The organism is Stieleria mannarensis, assembly GCF_014154935.1.
GTDB classification, from domain to species: domain Bacteria; phylum Planctomycetota; class Planctomycetia; order Pirellulales; family Pirellulaceae; genus Stieleria; species Stieleria mannarensis.
The window spans coordinates 36,800-60,762 of record NZ_JACEHH010000005.1 but is presented as its reverse complement, the minus strand read 5'-3'; the positions used below and the strand labels follow the sequence as shown (position 1 = coordinate 60,762).

Annotated in this window: 18 protein-coding genes; 14 read left to right on the top strand and 4 right to left on the bottom strand. The window is 59.4% G+C overall.

Going from position 1 to position 23,963, the window contains the following annotated elements:
• Positions 1 to 10: 10 nt before the first annotated feature.
• Positions 11 to 547 (bottom strand): Uma2 family endonuclease, encoded by a 537-nt coding sequence (locus H1B37_RS04920; protein WP_182865506.1) that lies wholly within the window; start codon positions 545 to 547, stop codon positions 11 to 13.
• Positions 548 to 884: 337 nt separating this feature from the next.
• Here H1B37_RS04920 and H1B37_RS04915 point away from each other — a divergent pair, with 337 nt between their 5' ends.
• From H1B37_RS04915 to mscL, 9 genes are all read left to right on the top strand, one after another.
• Positions 885 to 2,261 carry a sulfatase family protein gene (locus tag H1B37_RS04915; protein WP_182865505.1) on the top strand — a complete coding sequence of 459 codons (1,377 nt, stop codon included), beginning with the start codon at positions 885 to 887 and terminating at the stop codon, positions 2,259 to 2,261.
• 203 nt (positions 2,262 to 2,464) lie between these two features.
• Positions 2,465 to 3,379, top strand: a complete 915-nt coding sequence (locus H1B37_RS04910; protein WP_182865504.1) for an EF-hand domain-containing protein — start codon at positions 2,465 to 2,467, stop codon at positions 3,377 to 3,379.
• Between the two features lie 593 nt (positions 3,380 to 3,972).
• Positions 3,973 to 5,229: a metallophosphoesterase family protein gene (locus H1B37_RS04905; RefSeq protein WP_182865503.1), complete on the top strand. Its 1,257-nt coding sequence runs from the start codon at positions 3,973 to 3,975 to the stop codon at positions 5,227 to 5,229.
• On the top strand, positions 5,226 to 9,080 hold the full coding sequence (locus H1B37_RS04900) for an AAA family ATPase (protein WP_182865502.1): 3,855 nt from the start codon (positions 5,226 to 5,228) through the stop codon (positions 9,078 to 9,080). The genes H1B37_RS04905 and H1B37_RS04900 overlap by 4 nt, the downstream gene beginning before the upstream one ends.
• A gap of 604 nt (positions 9,081 to 9,684) precedes the next feature.
• Entirely contained in the window at positions 9,685 to 10,215 is a 531-nt protein-coding gene (locus H1B37_RS04895) for a pilus assembly FimT family protein (protein WP_182865501.1), read from the top strand.
• Between the two features lie 93 nt (positions 10,216 to 10,308).
• Complete coding sequence (locus H1B37_RS04890; RefSeq protein ID WP_182865500.1) at positions 10,309 to 11,415, top strand: PulJ/GspJ family protein; 1,107 nt, start codon at positions 10,309 to 10,311, stop codon at positions 11,413 to 11,415.
• Entirely contained in the window at positions 11,408 to 12,019 is a 612-nt protein-coding gene (locus H1B37_RS04885) for a hypothetical protein (RefSeq protein ID WP_182865499.1), read from the top strand. Before H1B37_RS04890 ends, H1B37_RS04885 begins: the two co-directional genes overlap by 8 nt.
• Before the next feature lie 251 nt (positions 12,020 to 12,270).
• Entirely contained in the window at positions 12,271 to 13,629 is a 1,359-nt protein-coding gene (locus H1B37_RS04880; RefSeq protein ID WP_182865498.1) for a hypothetical protein, read from the top strand.
• Positions 13,630 to 13,827: 198 nt separating this feature from the next.
• The gene (gene mscL, locus H1B37_RS04875; protein WP_182865497.1) at positions 13,828 to 14,358 is read left to right on the top strand and encodes a large conductance mechanosensitive channel protein MscL; all 531 of its coding nucleotides are present in this window, start codon (positions 13,828 to 13,830) and stop codon (positions 14,356 to 14,358) included.
• Positions 14,359 to 14,469: 111 nt separating this feature from the next.
• Here mscL and H1B37_RS04870 read toward each other — a convergent pair whose 3' ends face one another.
• Complete coding sequence (locus H1B37_RS04870; RefSeq protein WP_286177413.1) at positions 14,470 to 15,072, bottom strand: DinB family protein; 603 nt, start codon at positions 15,070 to 15,072, stop codon at positions 14,470 to 14,472.
• Between the two features lie 147 nt (positions 15,073 to 15,219).
• Positions 15,220 to 15,750 carry a hypothetical protein gene (locus H1B37_RS33640; protein WP_286177412.1) on the bottom strand — a complete coding sequence of 177 codons (531 nt, stop codon included), beginning with the start codon at positions 15,748 to 15,750 and terminating at the stop codon, positions 15,220 to 15,222.
• A 189-nt stretch (positions 15,751 to 15,939) separates the two neighbouring features.
• Between H1B37_RS33640 and H1B37_RS04860 the strand changes: the two genes are divergently transcribed.
• The 5 genes from H1B37_RS04860 to H1B37_RS04840 all read left to right on the top strand — a co-directional run bounded on the left by H1B37_RS04860 (position 15,940) and on the right by H1B37_RS04840 (position 23,028).
• Positions 15,940 to 17,991: an efflux RND transporter periplasmic adaptor subunit gene (locus H1B37_RS04860; RefSeq protein ID WP_182865496.1), complete on the top strand. Its 2,052-nt coding sequence runs from the start codon at positions 15,940 to 15,942 to the stop codon at positions 17,989 to 17,991.
• 63 nt (positions 17,992 to 18,054) lie between these two features.
• On the top strand, positions 18,055 to 18,999 hold the full coding sequence (locus H1B37_RS04855) for an efflux RND transporter periplasmic adaptor subunit (RefSeq protein ID WP_182865495.1): 945 nt from the start codon (positions 18,055 to 18,057) through the stop codon (positions 18,997 to 18,999).
• Positions 19,000 to 19,175: 176 nt separating this feature from the next.
• Positions 19,176 to 21,419, top strand: coding sequence for an HlyD family efflux transporter periplasmic adaptor subunit (locus H1B37_RS04850; RefSeq protein ID WP_220498046.1), 2,244 nt, complete (start codon positions 19,176 to 19,178; stop codon positions 21,417 to 21,419).
• A gap of 286 nt (positions 21,420 to 21,705) precedes the next feature.
• Positions 21,706 to 22,107: a DUF3467 domain-containing protein gene (locus H1B37_RS04845; protein WP_182865494.1), complete on the top strand. Its 402-nt coding sequence runs from the start codon at positions 21,706 to 21,708 to the stop codon at positions 22,105 to 22,107.
• A 336-nt stretch (positions 22,108 to 22,443) separates the two neighbouring features.
• On the top strand, positions 22,444 to 23,028 hold the full coding sequence (locus tag H1B37_RS04840) for an LURP-one-related family protein (RefSeq protein ID WP_182865493.1): 585 nt from the start codon (positions 22,444 to 22,446) through the stop codon (positions 23,026 to 23,028).
• 259 nt (positions 23,029 to 23,287) lie between these two features.
• Here H1B37_RS04840 and H1B37_RS04835 read toward each other — a convergent pair whose 3' ends face one another.
• Positions 23,288 to 23,512 carry a hypothetical protein gene (locus H1B37_RS04835; RefSeq protein ID WP_147866141.1) on the bottom strand — a complete coding sequence of 75 codons (225 nt, stop codon included), beginning with the start codon at positions 23,510 to 23,512 and terminating at the stop codon, positions 23,288 to 23,290.
• Between the last annotated feature and the right edge of the window lie 451 nt (positions 23,513 to 23,963).

The following is a 23,963-nucleotide window of genomic DNA, read 5'->3' as shown; positions in this document are numbered from 1 at the left end:
TGCCGATGGATCAAAACAGATCGGCCAGGCGAACGGTCACGGTACAGGTGTCGCACAGCGTGATCTGAAACGAGTCGACGACCGACTCGGGCGACCACTTGCCGTCGTCTCCACGGCGGTAGATCTGGACCGTCTTGAGTGTCGGGTCCAGGATCGCGTAAATCGGGACACCCTGTTCCTCATACAGGTCGCGTTTGAAGGTGCGATCACGCTCCGACGTCGATTCTGACAAGACCTCGGCGACAAATCCGGGAGTCGTTTCAATGTGCTTTTCGGGAACATCGCCGCACAACACCACGACGTCCGGTCGAACCACGGTGTCGCGCGAAACGATCCAGTCGATTTCGCCCAGCACGACCGCATCACAATCCTGGGCCAGTAACTGCGTTCGGAGTTCTGCCGCGAGATTGAACAGCACCAGTTGATGGACTCCAAACGGGCTGGGGCTCATCGACACGGCGATCCCGTCCCAAAGCTCCCAGTCGCCTTCCCAGGTCGCGTAGTCATCAACGGTGTATCGCGGAATGTACTTCGGAACGGCGGACATTGGAACAACGAGGCGAGCGGGCGATTGACGGATGCGATTGTAAATATACCACGCGTGCACCCAACGCAAATGAATCTGCTGATCCGCTTTCGCAGACGATGCCCCCTTGCGCATCAAACGACGGCAGCACACTCCCCGGCAGAGCATTGGCGACGACAGAACTCAGTTTTCAGGTTCGTGTCGTAGCGGAAGCCGCCAAGGCTTTCGGTCTTCCGGTGCGGCGTCGCCGCGCCGAGCGAAACTCTTGGCGAGTTCCGCTACCCGGAGACCAAGCAGCGGCGAGTTACTAGAATGACGCGGATCCCCCTTTTCTCCCACCCGTCGACCGAGACCACTGATGCTTCGTTTGTTGATTCCAATTGCCGTTCTGCTCGGCGGACCACTTCTTTCAGCGGCCGCTGAAAAACAGCCCGACATCATCCTGGTCATGGCCGACGATGTCGGGATCGAGGGGCTGGGATGCTACGGCGGTGTGTCCTATCGCACTCCGAATCTGGACCAAATGGCGTCCGCTGGGGTTCGCTTCACGCACGCCTACTCCCAACCGCTGTGCACGCCGACGCGAGTGGAGTTGATGACGGGCAAGGACAATCATCGCAACTGGACTTACTTCGGAATCCTGGATCCGCGTGAACGGACGTTCGGCCACGCGATGACCGATGCCGGCTACGCGACCGCCATCTTCGGCAAGTGGCAACTGCAATCCTACGATCCGCCCGACCTGCCCGGTGCCGAGCAGCGGCGCGGCAAAGGCATGCACCCCAAAGACGCGGGATTCGACCAGTACGCGTTGTTTCACGCGCTGCACACCGAAGACAAAGGATCGCGTTACGCCAACCCGACGATGCTGGAAGGCACACGAGGCAGCGAAGGCACACTCAAAACGTACGACGGTCGATACGGCGAAGACGTTTGGGTCGAAAAGATCCTGGCGTTCCTGGACCAGCAAACCGACAAACCACGGTTCGTGTATTACCCGATGGCGCTGCCTCACTGGCCGTTCGTGCCGACACCCAACTCCGCGGATTGGGATCCCGGCAAACCGCAGGAAGAACATCTACGCTACGCGAGCGACATGATCGAGTACATGGACACGACGATGGGAAACCTGATGCGTGGCTTGCGCCAGCGGAATCTTGATCGCGAAACGATCGTCATCTTCTACAGCGACAACGGCACGCACCTGAAGGTCACCTCCAAGATGAGCGATGGCCGATCGATCCCCGGTGGCAAAGCGATGCCCACCCAAACCGGAATCCATGTGCCGCTGATCGTGCATTGCCCCGGCCGCTACAACCCCGCCGTGGCCGATGGCATCGTCGAAGCGTCGGATTTTTATCCGACCCTGTTGGAATTGACAGGAGCGGAAAAGCAGAGCGGAAAACATACCGACGGCATCAGCTTCGTGCCTCAATTGACCGGCCGGCCGACGCCACGACGCGAGGCCGCATTCTTTTGGTACGACCCGCGACCGGGCTGGGACAAAGAAAAATTCAGCCGCCACGTCTTCGCGCTCAACAAGACGCACAAGTTATTCCGCGACGGCCGACTGTTTCGGATCGGGGAACTGCCGCTGGAAGAAACGTTCGTGCAGCAAGAAACCGAACACGACCGCGCTGCGCGAGCCGAATTGCAAGCGGTGATCGATCGAGCGATGGAGGGTGTCAGCGAGCCGCCGTTGGTCGACTCGCACGGAAATCCGCTGGAATTGTGAGCTTTGCCGACGCTTGGTCGAGCAGCCCTGACGTAGCTGCCGTCGCCAGACGGCGGTCCTCGCGCGGCGGTCGCATCCAACCCGAACACGCGTTCTGTAAGCAATTTTTTTCGCCGCCGGAGTGCAACCCCACCCGCTTGCCGGGGTTAGAAAGCCGAACCGACTCTGCAACCGAACACTCCTTCCAGCAACGTGAGCCTCCGATGGCCCGACAAAAGTACACTGCCGCGATCTGCTGCGTGATCCTCCTGGCATGCAGCCGCGTTTCCGCCCAAACAAATGATTCTCTAAAACCATCTCGTGTCGAATCCGCGGAAACCGACCCGGTGTCGGTCGTGGATTCGGTCGAAGCGGCCTATCGCGAGCTGATTTGTTCACGTGCCGCTGATGAGACAGACGCCAATCAAGACCAGGCGATCGACTTGGCGTTGCAACAACGTTTTGTTGATGCCCGCTTTGACGCGATCATCCGTCAGTCGATGCAGAACGCGCCCAACCCCCAGCGGTGGAACGTGGAAGAACTCTCACAAGCCGTCAAGCTGCTGCCGCTGTGCACGCTCGACCCCGTCGAACAGGCGGAGCTGGTTTTCCGATGTTACCTGGAGTGTGGCGATTCGAAAGCAGACTACAGCCTGCGGAAAGAATTGAGACAGGTGCTCCGAAGACATCCGAATCCAACCAGCCGGTTGGTCAACGAACGGCTGCAGCAAGGCGATGATCCGAAAAGTGTGTTGCCGCTGGTGGACATCGTCGGAGATTCCACCGAAGCCACCTTGCCGCTGCTGATGGACTACGCCAAAAGCGATGAACCTGAAATCGCAGCCTGGGCGATGGGGAAAATCCCTGAGTTGATCGAACAAGTCCGCAAATTGAAGCAACAATCCGACCGAATCGCCGAACAGAGACGGCTGGGCATCGAAGGGCTGGACTCCAAGATGGTGGAATACGCAAAACGAATCATCGGCAGATACGACGTCGATGGCGATCAGGAATTGTCGCCAGAGGAGTACGCGAAGATGCTGCAATCCCCCGCCGAAGCCGACACCGACGAAAACGGACGCATCAGCTGGGGCGAATACGCCGCGTGGATGCAATCACGTTACAGACGCCGGCAATGAGCAGTCGACTAACCCGCGCACTGATCCGTTTGACACTCCGAGGTCGTGTGGTTTTTCAAATTAACCCTCCTGGCAGGAGGGTCGAGCGCAGCGAGGGGAGGTCGAACGGTGAATCGCCGGGCAAGCGTTCGTCCGCCGGTTGCGTCAAATCGTGGATCAACCCTCCCCGCGTCGTCGCTCACTCCTCCGCGACCCTCCCAGAGGGAGGGTGGAGTCGTAAACGCCTGTTAAATCAGAGGTCAAAAACCGCCCGACCTCGCCAGGGAGGGCTAATTCTTAATCTAGTGCCTATGCCCCTCACCACCGCCTCCAAGCATTGCTAGCAATCCGAGACCCAAAATGTTTCACGCATTTGTCCCCAGAGTCCGGGAAACTGGCTTGGTGATTTTTTCGTCTTTTCGCTAAACTCGCAGGACCGCGCGGCCGACGGGCCTGATTCGTTTCACGAATCGGGGCCGATAACGAGGCGAACACGTTGTTCGTTCTCGCCGCGATCACGGGATTGATGAGGGAGCATCAACGAAGACTACGAAAGTCTTCCGCTTCGTTCATCAGTGAAGCGAGCACGCTCAAAGCGTAAACGGAGGGAACCGATGCCGGGCGAATCTTTTCGATTCATCCACGCGAGTGATTTTCATCTGGAAAGTCCACTCGGTGACTTGGATGAACTGCCTCCACCGCTGCGCGATCAAATGGCAACCGCGCCTCACGAAGCCGTCAAGGCCGTGTTCGAGGCTGCGCTGTCGAATAACATCGACTTTGTCGTGCTTTCGGGCGATCTGCTGAATCCACAGGCGGCCGGGCCTTACGGGATGAACCTGCTGTTGGAGCAGTTTGAAAAGCTGAACGCCGCCGACACACCGGTCTACTGGGCGGCGGGCAACGTCGATGATCCTCACAAGTGGCCCGAAGCGGTCGTGATCCCGTCGAACGTGACCTTGTTCTCCAAGGATCGCGCGAGCGACATCAACATCAAACGCGGTGGCCGAACGATTTGCCGATTGATCGGACGCGGCAGCGATGGTCGATCCTCGCTGCATGTCCCTGGATACGAATGCGAGCCCGGCGACGAGTTTGCGATCGGCGTCGGCTATGGCGATGCGTCGCTGGAAATGCTGGCCGAAGCCCGGTTCGACTTTTGGTGTCTTGGTGGAAAGCACAACCGGTTGGAACTGGAATCCGACGGCGAGATCGTCGGTCTTTACAGCGGTTCACCGCAGGGGCGATCGCTAAGCGAACCGGGATCGCACGGGTTCTCCATCATCGACGTGGACGCCGAGCGGAACGTCCGGGTCAGCGAAATGCCGGTCGATCTATTCCGGTACTGCAACGTTCGACTGCGCGCCGACGAAATTGCCGCGGTGGGCAGCATCCAGAATCTGCTCGGTGAACGCATCGTACGTCTGCAACACGAAGCCGGCGGCAGGCACTTGATCATCGGCTGGGACATCGCCGCTGATAGTGGCGAATCGTTGATCGAGATCGGCGACGGCGAAGCGTTGTTGGATTGGGTGCGTCATGAATACGGGCACGGCGCTCCGGCCGCTTGGTCGACTTCACTGCGAATCCGACCACCCCAAAAGTATCCCAAATCCTGGCACGAAGAAGACACGATTTTGGGCGACTACCTGCGGATCGCCGCCGAGCACCGCAAAGCGGACAGCAAGTCGGACGGTGCGGCGGTCAACCTGCTGCCGATGACCGAGGAACATCCGGGACTGCCGGCCAGCACGACCACGTTGCTGGCCGAGATCCCGCAAACACGTCGAATCGAAACGTTGGACCAGGCGACGCTGTTGGGTGTCGAACTGCTCCGTGGCGGCAAGCCAAACTGGGTGAGCAAATCATGAAAGTCAAAGACCTGAATATCGATGGCTTCGGCGTCTGGACGGGGCTGAGCATCGATTCGCTGCCGGACGGCATGACGTTGTTCTATGGGCCCAACGAGGCTGGCAAGACGACGGTGATGCAATTCCTCCGCTCGATGCTGTACGGATTCACCGCCGAACGCCGCGAAAAATACTTGCCGCCGATCTATGGCGGAACACCGGGCGGGGCGGTTCGAGTGACCGGACCCGGCGGCGGCTATCAAATCCGCCGTCACGCCAAGATGACCGACGAAAGTGTGGTCGGCCAATTGGCGGTCACCGGCCAAGACGGATTGGCTCAAGGCCAACACCGACTCAGCATGCTGCTCGGCCAGATCGACGAACCGATCTTTACCAACGTGTTCGCCATCGGCATGCGCGAGTTGCAGGAACTCAACACGCTCGATGACACCGCCGCGGCAGACGAACTGTACAAACTGTCCAGCGGATTGGATCGCGTGTCGTTGGTCGATGTGATTCGCTCGTTGCGAGACGGCCGCAGATCCCTGATCGGACAATCCTCCAAGAACGCCAAAGCCGATGCGGACAAGCTGGAATCGTTGATCCGGCGCCGCGAAGACCTGCGCGATGAAGTCCAACGGCTGACCGGCCAAAGTCGTCGTTGGAGCGAATTGGCCAGTCTGCGACAAACCCAGCAAAAGGAAATCAGTGACCTGGGCGCTCGGATCACCACCTGGGAGCGCGAGTCACGACACGTCGAAGCAGCGATCAGCGTGTTTGATCAATGGGCCGATCGAAACCGCATCGCCGGTGAGATCGCGGCGATCGAAGCCGAGACGCATCTGCCCGACGAGGCTCCCGGCCAATTGGTCCAAATCGAAGCGATGATTCAAGATCGTCGCACCAAGCTGGAAGAGGTCAAAACGAAGCGGCGATCGTTGCGTGACAAGGCCGCCCAGTTACCCGTCAGCGCCGGCATGCTGGATCTGCAAGGGCGAATCGAAGCCGCGACCGAACAGGCGACCTGGGTCGAGGCACTCGAAGAACAAATCGAGAAGGTCGACACCCAAATCCTGAAAGCACGCAACCAACTGGTCGCCGACGCCGAAAAACTGGGCCTCAGCGATGAAGACCGCGAGTCGATCGTCAGTGGCGATTCGACGCAAATGCCCGACCTGTCGCGTCAGACCCTGTCGGCCCTGTCCGGTCCGGCCAAGCGAGTCAAAGAACAGCTGTTTCTGCTCAAGCAGGCGCGCGGCGAAGGTGTCGAACACAAGAAACGCATGGAGCACTTGGACGAAGAGCTCGGCGAAGTCTTACAGCGCACGCGGGCGACGGACTTGCAACAGGCGATCCGTCAAGAGAACGAGCACCTGGCTTCGCTTCGCCGCGCGATGCAGCTGGGCGAACACATCGAAAAACTAAAGCGACATTACCGCTCGCTCGAAAACGAATCGGTCGATCTGTCCACCGCCGAAGTCCTGCCGATCGACAGCCTGTTGTTGATGGGATTGCCGTTCGTCGTCGGCGGCGCCTGCCTGATCGTGGCGTTTTCTCACTTCTTGGGAATCACCTGGTTCTTGGCAGGCGAACCGACACCGACCGCCGGCATGGTTTGGATGCTGTTCGGTTTGATGGCGATCACACTGTATTTCTTCAGCAAACAAAACAATCATCGTTCGACGACCGTCGACCGCGAAGATTGCGACCGTCAGATTGATTTGCTGAGAAAGCAGATTCGGGAGCTGGAAGCTGAAGAGGACGACGTCGAATCGGAGTTGCCCGGAAGCAGCCAGCCGATCGAATTCCGCGTCCGCCAGGCCGAACTGCTGCTGACCGATCTGGAAGCCAGCATGCCGTCCTACCACGCCCACGCCGCGGCCAAACAGGCCTACGAGACGGCGCGGGCCAAAGCGGTCAAGGCGGCCGAAAACTTGAAAGCCGCCCGACGCCAGTGGTCCGCCACGCTGCGCAAACTCGGGCTCGCAGAATCGATGTCGCCGCGAAGCGTGCGCAAGCTGAGCGAAGGCTACGAAACGCTGCAAGGCAGCCTGCGACGTCTGGAAGAACTGCAAACCGAAAAAGACCAACGCGAGCGAGAGCGGCAAGGCATCGCCAAGCGGATCGAAGCGTTGTACCTGGAATCGCTGGAAATCAGCGAAAAGGACCAACAGCAAGCCAGCAGCGAAGACCGCTCCGACGACGCGACGCGGGAAACTGTGGCGGCCAATCCCGCCGACCGACGCAGCAGCCGGATCGGACCGCTGGAGCAACTCAATCACTTGCAAGAAGAGATCCAGCGACAACGGCATTGGATCAAACGTCGTCGCGACCTCAAGGACCAGGACGCGCAACTGAAACGCCAACACGCCTCGCTCGCCCGGGCGATCGAACGCGGCGAACAACAGCGTCGTGCGTTGTGGGCCAAATGCGGCGTCGCCACGCCCGAACAGTTCTATCAACTGGTCGACAGCAAAGCGAGTTTGGCGCAGCTGAAAGAGCAACATGCTGCGGTCGACAAACAGATTCGATCCATGATCGCCGGAAACCTGTCCTATGACGACGTCAGCGGCGAAATCCAAGACACCACGCAAGCCGATCTGGAACGCAAATGGGAACTGCTTTCTTCACGCACGACCGAAACGCAACAACGAATCGCGACGCTGCAGACTCAAATCGGCGAGTGCGTCGCCGACATGAAACACCTGGCCGACGACAATCGCTTGATGGTCGCACAATTGGAACTCGGCTGCGTCAACCGCAAGATCCAGTCGGTCGCACAGCGTTGGCAAACACTGGCCGCCGCCAGTTGTCTGGTCGAAGAGGTGTGCGGCAAGTTTGAACGCGAACGCCAACCGGAAACCCTGCGCGAAGCGTCTTCGTTCCTGGCCCAATTGACCGACGGAAAGTACACGCGGATTTGGACGCCACTGGGCACCAACCAGCTGAAGATCGATAGCGCCGATGGCAACCCCGTCCCGCTGGAAGTGCTCAGCCGGGGGACGCGTGAAGCCGTCTTCATCGCGCTGCGGTTGTCGTTGGCGGCGGCCTATGCGCGGCGTGGCGTCATGTTGCCGCTGATCCTGGACGACGTCCTGGTCAACTTCGACGGCGATCGCGCCCTGCACGCCGCCGAAACGCTAAAGACGTTCGCCGAACTCGGCCACCAGGTGATGATGTTCACCTGCCATGACCACATCGTCGACATCTTCCATTCGATCGACGTCGAAGTCCGACAGTTGCCGGCCCAAGGCACACCGGGACGGGCGACGATCCTGTTGCCGGAGGAAGAAGACACTCAGTACGAAGTCGAGGAAGAAGAATACGTCGACGAAGAACTGCTGGAGGAGGGCGAGGAAGAGCTGGCGGAAGAACCCGAGCCCGAAGTCGAACCGGTGGAAGCCGAATTGCCGGCCGAGCCTGAACCGGAACCGATTCCCGAGCCGCAGCCCGAGCCCGTCCTGCCGCCGGAGCCCCAGCCGGTCGCGGTGGCCGAGCCAGCCCCTGAACCGCAACCCGAGCCCCCGCCGGCACCGAAAGTCAAGCTGGTCGAGAAACCACGCCCGCCGGTCAAACGCAAACCCAAGCCCGTTGTCGTCCGCGATGACTTCGACGACGCGGAATACGAGACCGACGAAGTGGACGAAGAACCGGTCGCCGCCGCATCGCCGTCGATCGGATGGGCGTGGTTCCAGCGTGAACCGGCCGACGGGAAAATCAGCACCGAAGAACGAGCGGCCGAAACGCTCCGCGCCGCCCATCGCGCGGTCAACCAAGAACTCTACGAGGGCGAAGCGGCCCAGGAAGAGATCCCCGAGGAGGTCTGGGACCGCAATAACGCCTGGTGGGACGGCAGCCGCGTGACGACGTAGGATTTCGCCGCAGCTAAGACGTAGCCACGCTCGCCAGAGCGTGGGAAAGCCTGGGAATCCACCTTCTGGCGAAGGTAGCGACGTGGGATCCGTCTTCCGGTAGCGGAACTCGCCAAGGGTTTCGCTACCCCCGCATCGCAAACGAAAGTCTTGGCGGCTTGTCGATTGACATCAGATTGTTGACGGGATTAGCCGTGTCGAGCCAGCGTACGGACCTCAATGGCCGAGAATAACGCGTCGGTGCCCGTAGGCTCACGCCATCCGGCTGATAAATCAACAAGCCGTTGGCAACGTCCGCTGCAGTTTCGCGACTGTTTGAAGCGGTCGATCGGATTGCGACGATCCTGCAGGGCAAGCTTTCGGAATTCATTGCCCGGGCGTTGCTCCAGAACCTCCTCCGTGACACCAGTTGCTGACGTAGGTTTCTCTAACCAGCGACACGCCACTTGTAGTTGATCGTGGCTTGGTTGTTGGGTTCATTTCGTAGCGGAAGCCGCCAAGGCTTTCGGACCCCGGAGTGGCGTGGCCGCGTCGGTGCGAAACTCTTGGCGAGTTCCGCTACCCGAATATTCCCCCCTCGCCCCCGCTTGTCCCCTTCGTTTTCATGCCCCCTCGACGACGTGGATTAACGTTCTTCGAACTGTCCGTGGTCTTGATGATCATGGCGGCGCTGGCAGCCGTCGCCGTCCCGCACTTTGCCCAGACGCTGCAGGCCCGAAACGCGAGACACGCCGCGATCCAACTGGCCGACTATGTGGACTACATTCGCAACACCGCGATCAACGAAGGCCGGTCAGCCAGCCTTTCGGTCGATCCGAATAGCGACCGCTTCTGGAGCGTCGATGTCGACTTCCCCGACCAGCCCGGTGTCCCGATCAGCGTCCTCGTCAAAGACCGCTTCGAGGACCGTCTGGAAATCACCGCGTCCTTTGACGATGCAACGACACTGACGTTTGATTTGGAAGGAACACCCACCGTCGGCGGAACCCCACTCGGCGACGGTGTGATCGTGATCGACGCGATCGCGGTGGCATATGAGGTTCGCATCGGCACGGGACCGGGCAGGGCCAGCATTGTCGAAGTCGAGCCGGAATCACCGGCCCAAGCCAGCCAGACGCAAAGCAGCGGGTCGTAAGCAATGCCTCTCCAACCAGCACCACCAGACTCACGCGACATCGGCAATCGCCGATCAGACGTAGCCACTTTTGCCAGAAGGTGGATCCCCGGTGTGACACACACCCTGGCGAGCGTCGCGACATCAATGCCGCACCGTCCGACGAGGCAACCTCGATCTGGATACACGCTGATTGAAATGATCGCGGCGATGACCGGGGCCAGTTTGTTGATGGTCACTCTGGCATCGACGGTGATCCTTTCGACGTCGCTGGTCGAGCCCACCGATGAAGACGGCCGGCGAACCCGCGACCGGATGATCTTGGATCGGATCAACCACGACCTGCGCTACGCCACCCGGATCGACGCGACGGGCAGCTATGACGTTTCCATCGAGCGAGCGGACTTGGCCAACCAGCCCGAAACGCTGGTCTACGAGGCGTATCTGAACGGATTGACGCGTTCGGTTAGCGGCGGAGAAAACACTCAACTCGACCCCGTCTCACCGACCGTCGAACTCCAAGTCGACGGATACACCGCACCGACCACAGGGCAGCAGACCTTGCGGCCGCGCATCCGCGCCGTCTCGACCGCCGTGACCGGTGGGGGATCCTCGTCCTCGTTGACCATCGACGTGCCCGATGGCGCACGCCCCGGCGATCTGTTGCTGCTGGCCGTCGTCTCGCGAAACGCTTTCTTCGTCAGTGCGAGCCCGAGCGGATGGCAGGACTTGGACTATCGATTCAACACCGGGATTTTGATGGAGCTGTATGGACAATGGATGACTGCATCAACGCCGGACGCTTACACGCTGAACTTTTTCTGGGGCGGCGACCTGGCGGTGGCGATCCTGGCGATCGAGCACGCCAACAGTTCTTGGCCATTCGGATGGGCCGGGGCGAGTGCCGGAACGTCAATCGCCGGAATCACATCGACCTATCCGCGCCCGTTGGAAAACACCGCGACGATCGGCGAGCGGACGCTCAATTTGCAATTCATCGCATCGACCGGGGCGCCGACGCCACCAACCTCCCTGGGGATCGCTTCGTTTACCGATTGTGTCAATCGAGTCGGATCGCAAGGAACGACCGGAGAGTGCTCGCTGGGAGTCGCCTCTCGCACCGGGCCGATGCCGTCACTGACGACCACACCGCACGTACTGCATCAACAGTCCGCCAGCTGGGTCACGATCGCCGTGGAAGTGGAGGGTGAAGATGAATAGACGCACCGGTTTGTCGATGTTGGAAGTCATCGTCTCGCTAACCCTGGTCGCGACCATCCTGCTCGTTTCGCTCAATGCATCGGCCAACATCCTGCAGCACCGGCTGACCGGTGGCGAAGCCGTCCAAAGCCAAATCCTGGCCGGCTACTTTCTCGATGAGATCTCGACGCTGGATTACCGCGAGACGACCGATGAACCGAAGTTCGGTCCCGAGGCGGGTGAATCGGCGACGAATCGATCCACGTACGATGACGTCGACGACTTCGCCGGATTCCAGCAAGTCACGCCAACGTTTCGTGACGGCGAATCGATTCCGGGTTATCAGAACTGGACGGTCGATGTCAGCGTGACGCCGCAAAGCGTTCTCGCAACCGGCTTTCAAACCGTCGCCGATGCGGACTCGCAATTCCGAACGGTGGCCGTCACCGTGACCAGCCCCGAGGGAGCGACGCAAACCTATCGAATCGTCGTTTCACACACACCTTCGGACCGCCCCGCCGACGCCTCCTTTGAACGACTGCGCCGTGTCGAACTGCGGTTCTCCAGTGACCGGCAACTGAACGTCGTCGTCCCGCTCCGCAACACCCCCGAGCCGGTCTATTAGTGATGCGCGGAAGTAGAAAAGAGAACGTTGCCGTGTGGAGGTCGTCTCGATTTCATTGCCACTCGTCTGCCACACGCTGGCGTCCACTTGTTCCACCATGGCTCCCTTCTCCCCCGGCTTTGCAGGGGAGAAGGGCTGGGGATGAGGGGGCAGGCGACCTGATTGACGCTGAAACGCTGGCCAGACTCTGCTCGCGTGGACGGCCCCTCACCCCCGGCCCCTCTCCCCGAATCGGGGCGAGGGGAGCCAGTGTGCATGAACACAATTCGTGCAGTCACTCCGACCTGGCAGAAACACCAAAAGCGGCGAGGCTCTCTCCCACCACACGTCGCCCCCGACACCGCACACGCGGCGGCTACCTGTACGTCGCCGTCTTGTTCACCGCGTTGATTGTTGCCGGTTCGGTGGCGACCGCGATTTCGTTGGACACCGCCAGAATCAAGACGCTCAGCGCCGCGACCGACCGACAGTCTGCGATCCGCTTGGCTGAATCCGAACTGCATCGCGTCTCGGTGCAGTTGTCCGAAAATCCCAACTGGCGTGACGATCTGACCAACGGGCAAACGAGCGTCTGGATCGACTACGCCACCATCGCGGGGTCGGCCAACGCGGCCGCCCGGTATCGTGTCAGCGATGTCGACGGCGACTTGGCCGACGATGTGTTTGACGAAATCGAAGTCGTCGCACACGCGAGATTCGGCTCCGCCCAGGCCGCCGTCTCGGTGATGATGCAAACCGGTTTCGCGCCGCTGGACTGGCTACGTTACGGCGTGACCACGTTTGACGACTTGCACTGCGACAACGGAGCAACGCTGGTCAGTGAACGCCCCGTGCAAGTCTTTGATGACTGCAAGACCGGATCCGGCGGCGACTTGACCACATCGACCTTGGAATGTTCCGGGGCGATTCAGTTTCCCGTTCGCGGTGACATCAGCGGCGGAAATGTCCAGCGACCGACGTTTGATGTCGCCGGCCGTTATCAGTTGGCCGGTACCGAAATCCCACTGGAATCGCTGACGTACTCGGGCGGCCTTCGCGCCGTGCACGCAACGGTGCTTTCATCGGCAAGCAATCCCTATGGCCCGGCCGATCCGGACGGCATCTACTGGATCGACGCCCAAGGCCAAAGTATTCGAATCGCCGACGCGCGGATCGTCGCCACGCTGGCGATCCAGAACGCCAACCGCGTTTATGTGAACGGGGCGCTTTCCTGGGAAGCCCCTGGTCAGTCGGGAGCCATCCTGGTCACCGACGGCGAAATCGAATTCGATGTGATTGAATCGACACTCAGCGAAACCACGCAAGGGGTTAACTTCAATCCGCCGTCCACCCCGTATCGGGGCACCGATTCCAACCTGACCATCTCCGATCGATTCCCCACCGAGTTTCGCGGCATCGTCTACACCAGCAACAACCTGTTCGTCCGGCCGACCGTCGACGGAGAACCACTGGCGATCACCGGGCTGGTGATGTGCCACGACCTAAGGCTTTATCACAGCCTGTTCGTTCGCTCGTACGACGAAGTCCTGACCGACGTGCCACTGGGGTTCGCCGATCCGCGCCCGCTGCGTTTCAAATCCGGCACCTTCCGCCGCGTCGACACGCTCTAGCGCGGTTCGATTCCCGACCAGGTTGGTCGATCAGGGCCCGCTTGAAGGTTGGGGGGCTTTGATTCAAACGATTGGCATACCGATTGCGTCGCCCCTCGCTCGCGCCATGGGCGAGTTTATCAACTGGCCGCGACGAAACTGCCGTGCCCGCGGGCTACACGTGCGCCGGACAACCTTTCAGCCAGCGAAGACATCAAAATGAGTTTGGTCGAGGATTTCAAAAAGTTTGCCTTGCGTGGCAACATGATCGATTTGGCGATCGGCTTTACGGTCGGTGCCGCGTTTACAACCGTCGTCAAATCGATGGTCAGCGATATCATCATGCCGCCGATCGGACTGCTGACCGGCAATGCAGATTTTTCAGATCTGTTTTGGGTCCTGGACGTTCCAGAGGGAGTTTCGGAACCCGACAGTGGATTTCAAACACTGCAAGCCGCCCAGGACGCCGGGGCCGTCACGATTAACTATGGGCAGTTCTTCAACAACTGCCTCTCGTTGCTGATCGTCGCCATCGCAATGTTCATCATCATCCGCCTGGTCAATCGCATGGACGAAAAATTGGATGAAGCCTTCGGTGACAAACCGCCCGAAGACGAGCCGAAAGAAAAGAAGTGCGACTTTTGCCGGACAACGATCGCCTACCGGGCAAGCCGCTGCCCGAACTGCACCTCCGAGTTGCCTGCCATTGAGCCGGTGCAACAAGACAGCAGCTTGGCCGGATCACATTAGAGTTGCGTTCACGATTCCGGACGTAGCGGAAGCCGCCAAGGCTTTCGCGCCGGCGCGGCGATGGGGTGTGGCGAAAGCCTTGGCGGCTTCCACTACGTGTTGAGCACCGCCTTACCGCACAGGATCCAATCCCAGCGCCCGTCGGATCAAACCGATCTGGCCGGCGTGGATGTGTTCGTGCAGCGGGCAAAACAGGATCGCGCCCAATTTGACCGGGTAAGCCGCATAGGGCATGTCGATCGGCTCCAGTAGCACGTCCGGCGATACCGATTCGAGCACCTTCAGCCCCGACTCATAGACGCGGCCGAGTCGCTCCAACAACTCGTCCGCACTCGGTTGCCCTTCGGCAGTCGGCTTGGGCGTCGATCCGCGTCCGTACGCCTTGCGAAAACGTCCGGGGATCAACTCCAAATCCTCGCTCTGTCGGCCGCGAATTCGGAACATCAGCAAACCGTACTGGCTGACCGTCAAATGCCCCACCTGCCAGGCGATGTTGGTGGGCAAGCCATCGGGGATCGTCCACCAATGCTCTTTCGGCGTGGCGTCCAATAATTCAAGCGTGTAATTGCGTGCGAATCGGATCTGCCCGATCGCGGCGGTCAGCATTTCCGCGGCCGACTGTGGCGACGGCAAGGATTCGATCGACGACTGGGATTGGTTCTCGGTTTGGCTCATGCCGCGATGATAACACATCAAAACAGATGCTTCGTCCATCCTCGAATCAAAGGTCGACGACGCGTTCAAAAAGTCGCCGTGTTCTCCGAACTCGGCGAGCGCGAGAAAGCGAAGCTTTGCCCCGCGCCGACCTCGGCGAGGACGGCGACCGTCCGGCCCAATCGAAAACGACGTTGCGGTAGACGACTAGCCGGCCTTCTTCTCGCCGCGCGGTTTCCGCGCCGGTTTGGCGACCAGCCGGATCTCCGGCATTTGGATCCGCCCCCCGTGGAACGTGCGACGGCCATCGATCGTGTGGTCGAACACAAATACTCCCGCAGCGGCCCCGGTTCGTGGCGAAACCCGCAAAATCGCCGGATTGCCGCAGTGCGTGCAACGTACCCGTAACCCGTGGGCGTCCAGCATTTCCTGGATCGACCGGGCCAACTCACGGTTCGCCTCGATGCTTCCCAGCGATTGCCCGGCCATCCGAGCCAGTTGGGCCTGGATCGCCAGCCGAATCTCTCGCTGCAACCGGTTCATCTCCCGCTTCAGGTCGGCTAGCAGGGCCGCGGCATGCTCGGGATCGACCACCGAAGCCCCCTTGTTGTCCGCGCTGGCCCCCTCTGCGGGGCCGTTTTTCGCCGGCGGTTCATCGGCGACTCGATCGCCATCCTGAAGGTCTGGCGGGGGTGTTGGCGGAAAATCAGTGCTGGGGCGTCGTTGAGGTGCATTCATATCGGTAGACAATCATATACAAACTGTATATGATGTCGAGTCGAATCGCCAAAACCGGTACATGACGCCCCCCGCGGTGGCCATTCATGTCGCATCGTTCAGGTCAACATGGAAACGGCTCCTAAGATTTACTACTGTCGCCTGACTCCATTCCCATTGTCCTTTTTCATTGCAGGGCTCTCCTGATCCATGTCGGTTAACCAGCAAACCGTTGAAGAAACCAAGGCGCAGATTCGCGGCTTGGTGAACGAGATCGCGGCGCTCGCCAAAAGCGGCGCGACTGCGGAAGAGTTCTATCCGGAGCTTCTCAGCCGGATCATCACCGCGCTGGCCGCGGCCGGCGGTGCGATTTGGTTGCTCGACGACGACAAACAGCTCAAGCTGCAATACCAGATCAACGCCGAACCTTCGGTCTTGGCGAGCGACACCGACGATGCCGTGCGTCACTCGCGATTGATCAGCCGGGCGGCCAATGCCGGCCAATCGGTGCTGGTCCCACCGTACAGCGGCACGACCGACGGCGATGCCGAGGGAAACCCGACACGTTATCTGTTGGTGCTCGGTGCGCTCGCCCACGACGGTCACAAGGACGGCTTGATCGAGGTGTTCCAGCGGCCCGACACGGCGCCGGAAACCCAGCGTGGTTACCTGCGGTTTCTCGAACAGATGTGTTCGTTGGCCGCGGAGTGGTTGCGTAGTCAAAAATTGCAAACGCTCGGCGACCGCCAAACGCTGTGGCAGCAAGCCGATGCGTTCGCGCGTGCGGCGCATGAATCGCTGGACCTGAAAGAAACCGCCTATGTCGTCGCCAACGAAGGCCGCCGGCTGATCGGTTGTGACCGTGTCAGCATCGCGATCAAAAAGGGCGGCAAGTGCAAAGTCGAAGCGATCAGCGGGCAGGACACGATCGAGAACCGTTCGAACATCGTCGCGGCGCTGAACAAATTGGCGACCCGTGTTTGTGCCGCTGGTGAGCCGCTTTATCACGACGGGGCGACCGAAGATTTGCCGCCACAAATCGAAGAAGCTTTGGAAGATTACGTCGACCAGTCCTACGGCCGAAACATCGCTGTGCTGCCGCTGCGTGAACCGCAGCGGAAACTCGGTGCGGAGGAAGACACCGGCGCGGCCGGCGAGATCGACCGTGACGACGCACACCGCGGCGAAGTCATCGGCGCGTTGATCGTCGAACAAATTGAAACCGACATCCCCGAACAGATCTTCCGGCAACGCTGTGACCTGGTCTACGAACACGGGACGCGGGCAATCGCCAATTCACAATCGCACAGCAACCTGTTCCTGATGCCGATCTGGCGGGCACTCGGACGGGCGACCTGGATCTTACGGGCCAGAACACTGCCCAAAACGATCGGCATCGCCGCATTGGTCTTGGCGGTGATCCTGGGCCTGACGTTTATCAAAAAGGATTTCAACCTGTCCGCCGAAGGCAACTTGGAACCGACCGTCCGCCGACAGGTGTTCGCGGCGATCGATGGTGAGGTCATCGATGTTTTGGTCCAGCGAAACAGTGTCGTGACCAAGGGGCAAGAACTGGTCCGGCTGCGCAACCCCGAAATCGCGATCCAGTTGGAAGAACTGGAAGGCCAACTGCGCAGCACGCTGGCGGAATTACGGAAGGTCAAGGGCCAACAATTTGGCCAACTGGAACCTGCCGATCGGACCGCCTTGCAAGGCCAGGAGTTCGAGCTGGAAACCAAACTCGCCTCCTTGCAGCAAAAACTGAAACTGCAACGCGAGCGGGAAGCCCAGTTGATCATCCGCGCCCCGATCGACGGTGTCGTGACGACCTGGGATGTCGAAGAAACGCTACGCAGCCGGCCGATCATGACCGGACAGGTGTTGCTGGAGGTTGCGGATCTGACGCAGCCCTACTCGCTGAAATTGGAACTGCCCGAAAAACGCGAAGGCCACTTGGATTTCTACGTCAAAGAAACTCAACAATCCGAGTCGCTGAAAGTGACCTACATTTTGGCGACCGATCCGACGATGGATCCGCTGGACGCCACTTTGCCAATGGCCAACATCTCGCCGCGTGCCGAGGCACACGAAGAACACGGCGCGGTGATCCCGATGGAAGCGCTGCCGGATCAGGAACCACTGCGAGAGCTGAAACCCAGCCCGGGTGCGTCGGTGATTGCCAAGGTTCACTGTGGGCGGGCCTCCAGCGGGTTTGTCTTTTTCCACGAGATCTGGGAATGGCTTTGCAAGTTCTTCTTCTGATCCGGCCCCACCGCCCCCTCGCAACCATCTGTTCGGCTACTCCATCCCCGACCACCGACATCCATGTTTAAACGAAACGCATTCTTTTTCGGCACGTTGCTCGGCAGCGTGATGGCCATCGCCTTTCAAGTCGCACCGGCCGGTGCCCAATCCGCTGCCGATAGCGATGCGGGCATCCTGGTGGAAAACTGCATGGTGCGGTTCATCAACAAGACCAAGGTGCCGTCAGAGTCGCAGGGCAAGCTGACACAGTTGTCCGTCGAAGAGGGGATGTCGATCAAAAAAGGCGATGTGATCGCGATCGTCGACGACCAACAAGCCCGATTGGCACTGGAACTGAAAGAGGCCGAGGAGTTGGTTGCCAAGCTGAACGCCCAAAACGATGTCAACAAACGCGACGCGGTGCAAAGCGAAGTGATCGCCCGCCAAGAAGCGGCCGCCTATCGCGACCTGTACGCCAAGGGCGCCGCACCGCAGTTTGAAATGCTGAAAAAACAGGCCGAAGCCGACCGTGCGGTTCTGCGTATCGAACTGGCCGACCTAAACGAGAACACCGCGATGGCCGAGTATGTCGCCAAGAAGGTCGGCACGAAGCTCGCCCAATCGGACATCGAGATGCGAACCATCCGCGCCGAGTTTGATGCCTATGTCGAGAACCGATTCGCTCAGCTCGGCGAATGGGTCCAACCGGGCAGCCCGATCGTCGAACTGGTGCAAATGGACTTTGTCCGCGTCGAAGGGTTCATCGACGCATTCCGCTACGCCGGTCAAATTCAAAAGGGCGCTGACGTGAAGGTCGAAATCACTGTCGGTGGCACCAGCACCAATCCGGTCATTCAGACCTACGTCGGAAAAATCGACTACGTCAGCATGGAACTGGACCTCAACAAGCGGCATCGTATTTGGGTCAAGGTTCCCAACCAACGCGACGGCGACGATTGGTTGATCAAACCCGGCATGCGGGCAACGATGCAGATCATGCCGCCGGCAGCCGGTGGGTTGTTTTAGGGAACAAGTCTCAAGTCTCAAGTCTCAAGTCTCAAGTCTCAAGTCTCAAGTCTCAAGTCTCAAGTCTCAAGTCTCAAGTCTCAAGTCTCAAGTCTCAAGTCTCAAGTCTCAAGTCTCAAGTCTCAAGTCTCAAGTCTGAGATTCGAGTTTCTTCTTTAGGTTCCTTGTCGAAATAGATGGCCACACTTGCCGAATCACTCGTCAGCAGTTCGTCGCGCCCGCTCACGGTGCGCAAACGACCTGATTTGACGGCCAGTCGACATCGCTACCAAGGGACCGGCTACTGGGTGCTGAAAGAACCCGTCGGGCTGCAGTACTTTCGTTTCCATGACGAGGAATACTTCATCCTGAACATGCTCGACGGGCACGTCAGTTTGCAGCAGATCAAGGACGGATTCGAGCAGCGATTCGCCCCCCAAAAGATCACCTTCGGCGACCTGCAACAATTCATCGGCATGCTGCACCGCAGCGGGTTGGTGATCAGCAATTCGCCCGGTCAGGGAAAGGCCCTGCGTCATCGCGGGCGCAAGAAAAAGAACAAAGAAATGATGGGCAAGATGGCCAACGTCTTCGCCCTGCGGTTTCGCGGCTTTGACCCCGAACGCATCTTGAACGCGATCCTGCCCTGGTTCGGTTGGATGTTCACCGTCCCGGCACTGCTGTTTTTCATCGGGCTGTTCCTGACCGCGTCGCTGATGTTGGCGACACAGTATGAAACGGTCTATTCGCGGTTACCGACGTTCCAACAGTTCTTTGCCGCCGACCGCTGGCTGATTCTTGCCGCGACGATGGCGATCGTCAAAGTGCTGCACGAATTCGGGCACGGGCTGAGCTGTAAAAAATTCGGCGGCGAGTGTCACGAGATCGGCTTCATGCTGTTGGTGTTTACGCCGTGCCTGTATTGTAACGTGTCCGATTCGTGGATGCTGCCGAACAAATGGAAGCGGGTCTGGATCGGTGCCGGCGGGATCTACGTCGAAATGATCCTGGCCTCGATCGCCGCCTTCGTGTGGTTTTTGACCGAATCGGGAACGACGATCAATGACCTGTGTCTGAACATGATGTTCTTGAACGTCGTCAGCACCGTGTTGGTCAACGGGAACCCGCTGCTGCGGTTCGACGGATACTACATCCTGATGGACATGCTGGAGATTCCCAACCTTCGTCAAAAGAGCACCGAGGTCCTGAAACGCTGGTTCCAGAAAACGTGCTTGGGGTTGGAACTGCAGGACGACCCGTTTTTGCCGACGCGGGGGCGCGTCTATTTTGCACTCTTTACCATCGCCAGCGTGATCTATCGTTGGGTCGTCGTGTTCTCCATCTGTTGGTTCGTCATCAAAGTGCTCGAACCCTATGGCTTGGAAGTGATCGGCCGGATGGTTGCGGTGATCGGTTTTTCGGGACTGGTCGCCCAGCCCGTGATTCAAACATGGAAGTTCTGTCGAACTCCTGGGAGACTTTCGAAAGTGAAACGTTTTAATGTGATGGTCACCCTGGCGGTCGTCTCATTGATCATTGCCGCGGTCTGCTTCATCAAGCTTCCGCACCATATCGACTGTGCCTTCGAAATCCGACCGACCGAGGCGGGACGCGTCTACGCGGGCAGCGTCGGCCAAATCGTCGAAACCGTCTCGCCCGGCCAAGTCGTCCAGGCCGGCGACACGATCGCGGTGCTGAAAAATCCGGACCTTGAAATGCGGATGAAGGACCTGGAAATCGAAGAGGCCGTCGCCAAGGTCCAACTGGAAAAGCTGGGCGATCGAGTTTTCTCGGATCGATCGCTTGCCGCACAACTGGAGACGCAACAAGAGATCCTGGACTCGATCACCGAACTGAAAAAGAAAACTCAAGTCGAAATCGATCGCCTGACGATCACGGCCCCGATTTCCGGCTACGTCATTCCGCCGCCGCGACGACCTGAACGCGAAGGCGACGACGGCCAACTGCCCTCCTGGTCCGGGTCGCCGCTAGAGCTGTGCAATCGCGGGGCGATGCTGACCTCCGATGACCTGCTGTGCGAAATCGGCAACGCCGACGACTTCGAAGCGATTCTGGCGATCGACCAAGGCGACGTGCAACTGGTTCGCGAAGGCCAAGCCGTCGACATGAAACTCGACTCGCGACGCCTGGAAACCTTTTCCGGAACAATTAGCGAAAAGTCTCGCGAACCGCTGCGGATGACGTCGACGTCTATGTCCAGCCAGACCGGCAGCGACCTGCAAACCGAAATCGATCCCGCCACGGGGCAAGTCAAACCTCGCAGCGTGACGTACCAGGCGCGTGTCCCCTTGGATACCGATGCGACCGACTTGCCGCTCCGCCCCGGCTATCGCGGCAGTGCCAAGGTTCACGTCGACAAGAAATCACTCGGACAACGGCTCTGGCGCGTGATCGCAAAGACATTTAATTTTGAGTTTTGAATCGGTGATGCAAACTGTTTTGCCCGCTTGCTCCCTTTTCCCTATTTAAACCTCCGTTTTCCCTAGTCCACGTACTTTGCCTCTACTTAACTCAATGCAACAGACGTGAATTGAATTTCCCTTGCGGGTCGGTTTCCGTGGCCAATCGTGATCGTTAGGATGAAACCTCGCGGTGTCGCGATCGGTGATAGCCGACCCCAGAATCGACCTTTCCCCTTTTTCAGCGATCTGCCTCCAATGTCGGATTCCGATCGCGACCCTAACCCCGATTGGAGAATTTTCATCGATGGCTGATGAAACCCAAAAACCTGAAGCAGCAGCACCGCCGGCCGAACAAGCGCAAACGCAACAGCCCGTGCAAGTTCAGGTCAACGACAACAACACGATGGCGACCTACGCCAACTTCTGCCGCGTGACCGGATCGCCGGAAGAGCTGATCGTCGACTTCGGTCTGAACCCGCAGCCGATCGGTGTGCCGAAGGAGCCGATCGAAGTCAAGCAACGCATCATCGTCAACTTCTACACCGCCAAGCGTCTGCTGGCCGCGCTGCAGATGTCGATCGCTCGTCACGAAGCCGTCTTCGGCGTCCTGGAAACCGACATCAACAAGCGTGTCCGTCCCGGCCTGGCGCAACAACAACAATCGGCGCCTCAGCAGCAATCCGCTCCGGCTCCCGCAGCCGAGTAGTCGCTTTGTCGGCGAATCGTTCGCCGTGAAGTCAAAAATTTTATAAACCGCGTGCCGTCAGATTCCGGCACGCGGTTTTTTTGCGCCCCATCGGTTACAACAAGTAGCCCACCGCGGCTTCGTATTCGATGGGACCGGACCGTCGCCGTCCTCTCCGAGGTCGGCGCGGGCGATGCTTCGCTTTCGCGCGTGCGCCGAGTTCGGAGAACACGGCGACACTCGGAACGCATCGGCAAATTCGCCGATTGAGTTGCAGTAGACTACGATTCCCCGTTCCTGACGCCTCGCGTCACTCCTGATGACGCTTCCCTGTCCTTCTCGTTTGAGCCCGATTCCATGCAGTACCCTCTTCAGCTCAGCTTCAAACTCCTGACGTTCGGCCAGCGGATCGTCGCGACCGACTCCGGCGGCAACGTGTTGATGTTCATCAAACAAAAGATGTTCAAGCTGAAAGAGAAGGTGGAGATCTACAACGATGAGAAGCAATCGCAACTGATCTTCCGAATTGAAGCCGACAAGGTGTTGGATTTCTCGGCCAACTACAGCTTCACCGACGCATCAGGCAATCCCTGGGGATCGGTCCGCCGCAAGGGCATGCGATCGCTGTGGGCGGCACACTATCAGGTGATGCAAGACGGCGAAATCGACATGGAGATCCATGAAGAGAGCCCGATGAAGAAGGTCCTGGAAAGTATCCTGGGGGAGATTCCGATCCTGGGGCTGCTCGCCGTCTACTTGCTCAACCCCACCTACATCGTCTCTCGTCCCGACGGGACGCCGCTGTTGAAATTGATCAAGAAACCCGCGGTGTTCGAAGGCAAGTATGTGATCGAAAAGATCAATGACATGCCCGAGGATGACGAGCTGCGTTCGCTGATGGCATTGCTGATGTTGGTGCTGCTGGAACGACGTCGGGGATAGCAACCGTAGCGGAAACCGCCAAGGCTTTCGGCATCCGCCCATTTAAGACAAAACCCTCCCTGGAAGGGAGGGTCGATTGGTGGTGGCTGAGTGCTTCCGAGCCACAACGAACCCTCCCCGCTCCGAGCGCTCACTCCTCCGCGACCCTCCCCGAGGGAGGGTGAAAACCGCACGAAAAAACCCCGCGAGCAATTCACTCACGGGGTTTCTGGGTCGGTCGTTGCGATTCTGGCCTGCTTCCAGGCCCGCCACTGCGATTCTACTCGCGGGGACGAATGGCTCCGGTCAGGCCGCTGTAATCGACGCGGTCGGTGTTGTGCCACAACGGCTGGCCACGCTCCACTCGGCTGCGTAGCACTTCAATCTTCTCGGGGCTTCCCGCTGGCGCGTCGGTCGGCGAGAATCGATCGTCTTCATGGGGCACGAAATCTTCATCGTGACCGTAACGAAGGATGGCTTCGAAGACGTTCTTACAACGAGTCATGTCTTTCATTGGGTTCCGCTCAGAAATGTCAGTGAGGGTTCGGCCACCTAGGCCTGAACATCTGTCGTGCACCGGACCTCTCCGACGCACATGAATGGTGAATATTCGCTTGGTGCCCCCGGGCGCTTGGGAGCGCAAACCGGGTTGGGACGAAGGGATTATTAACGTTGGTAGACGGGAGTCAAGAAAATTGTTGGGTGGTTCGAAACCTCCGGGGCGGCCTCGAGACAGGCCAGCTGCGGCGATTTGCGGGTTCCCACACGCGACGATCCCCGCCGGCTGATTGACCGTCACGCCGAGACCGGATCCGGGTTCATCATCCCTTTGCGAGACAAGGGGGCAGATCTTAACGTAGTTCGCCAACCGCGGTGAATCAGGTCACCTGCAAACCGTCAATGGGGGCGCGGCAACAAAACGGCATCCGCGGGTGGTGTCACCTTGCCGCCACCGT

Bases quoted from the DNA above. Each gene is read 5' to 3' on its own strand.
- H1B37_RS04920 (WP_182865506.1), bottom strand. From the start codon at position 547: ATGTCCGCCGTTCCGAAGTACATTCCGCGATACACCGTTGATGACTAC.
- H1B37_RS04915 (WP_182865505.1), top strand. From the start codon at position 885: ATGCTTCGTTTGTTGATTCCAATTGCCGTTCTGCTCGGCGGACCACTT.
- H1B37_RS04910 (WP_182865504.1), top strand. From the start codon at position 2,465: ATGGCCCGACAAAAGTACACTGCCGCGATCTGCTGCGTGATCCTCCTG.
- H1B37_RS04905 (WP_182865503.1), top strand. From the start codon at position 3,973: ATGCCGGGCGAATCTTTTCGATTCATCCACGCGAGTGATTTTCATCTG.
- H1B37_RS04900 (WP_182865502.1), top strand. From the start codon at position 5,226: ATGAAAGTCAAAGACCTGAATATCGATGGCTTCGGCGTCTGGACGGGG.
- H1B37_RS04895 (WP_182865501.1), top strand. From the start codon at position 9,685: ATGCCCCCTCGACGACGTGGATTAACGTTCTTCGAACTGTCCGTGGTC.
- H1B37_RS04885 (WP_182865499.1), top strand. From the start codon at position 11,408: ATGAATAGACGCACCGGTTTGTCGATGTTGGAAGTCATCGTCTCGCTA.
- mscL (WP_182865497.1), top strand. From the start codon at position 13,828: ATGAGTTTGGTCGAGGATTTCAAAAAGTTTGCCTTGCGTGGCAACATG.
- H1B37_RS04870 (WP_286177413.1), bottom strand. From the start codon at position 15,072: ATGGACGAAGCATCTGTTTTGATGTGTTATCATCGCGGCATGAGCCAA.
- H1B37_RS33640 (WP_286177412.1), bottom strand. From the start codon at position 15,750: ATGAATGCACCTCAACGACGCCCCAGCACTGATTTTCCGCCAACACCC.
- H1B37_RS04860 (WP_182865496.1), top strand. From the start codon at position 15,940: ATGTCGGTTAACCAGCAAACCGTTGAAGAAACCAAGGCGCAGATTCGC.
- H1B37_RS04855 (WP_182865495.1), top strand. From the start codon at position 18,055: ATGTTTAAACGAAACGCATTCTTTTTCGGCACGTTGCTCGGCAGCGTG.
- H1B37_RS04850 (WP_220498046.1), top strand. From the start codon at position 19,176: ATGGCCACACTTGCCGAATCACTCGTCAGCAGTTCGTCGCGCCCGCTC.
- H1B37_RS04845 (WP_182865494.1), top strand. From the start codon at position 21,706: ATGGCTGATGAAACCCAAAAACCTGAAGCAGCAGCACCGCCGGCCGAA.
- H1B37_RS04840 (WP_182865493.1), top strand. From the start codon at position 22,444: ATGCAGTACCCTCTTCAGCTCAGCTTCAAACTCCTGACGTTCGGCCAG.
- H1B37_RS04835 (WP_147866141.1), bottom strand. From the start codon at position 23,512: ATGACTCGTTGTAAGAACGTCTTCGAAGCCATCCTTCGTTACGGTCAC.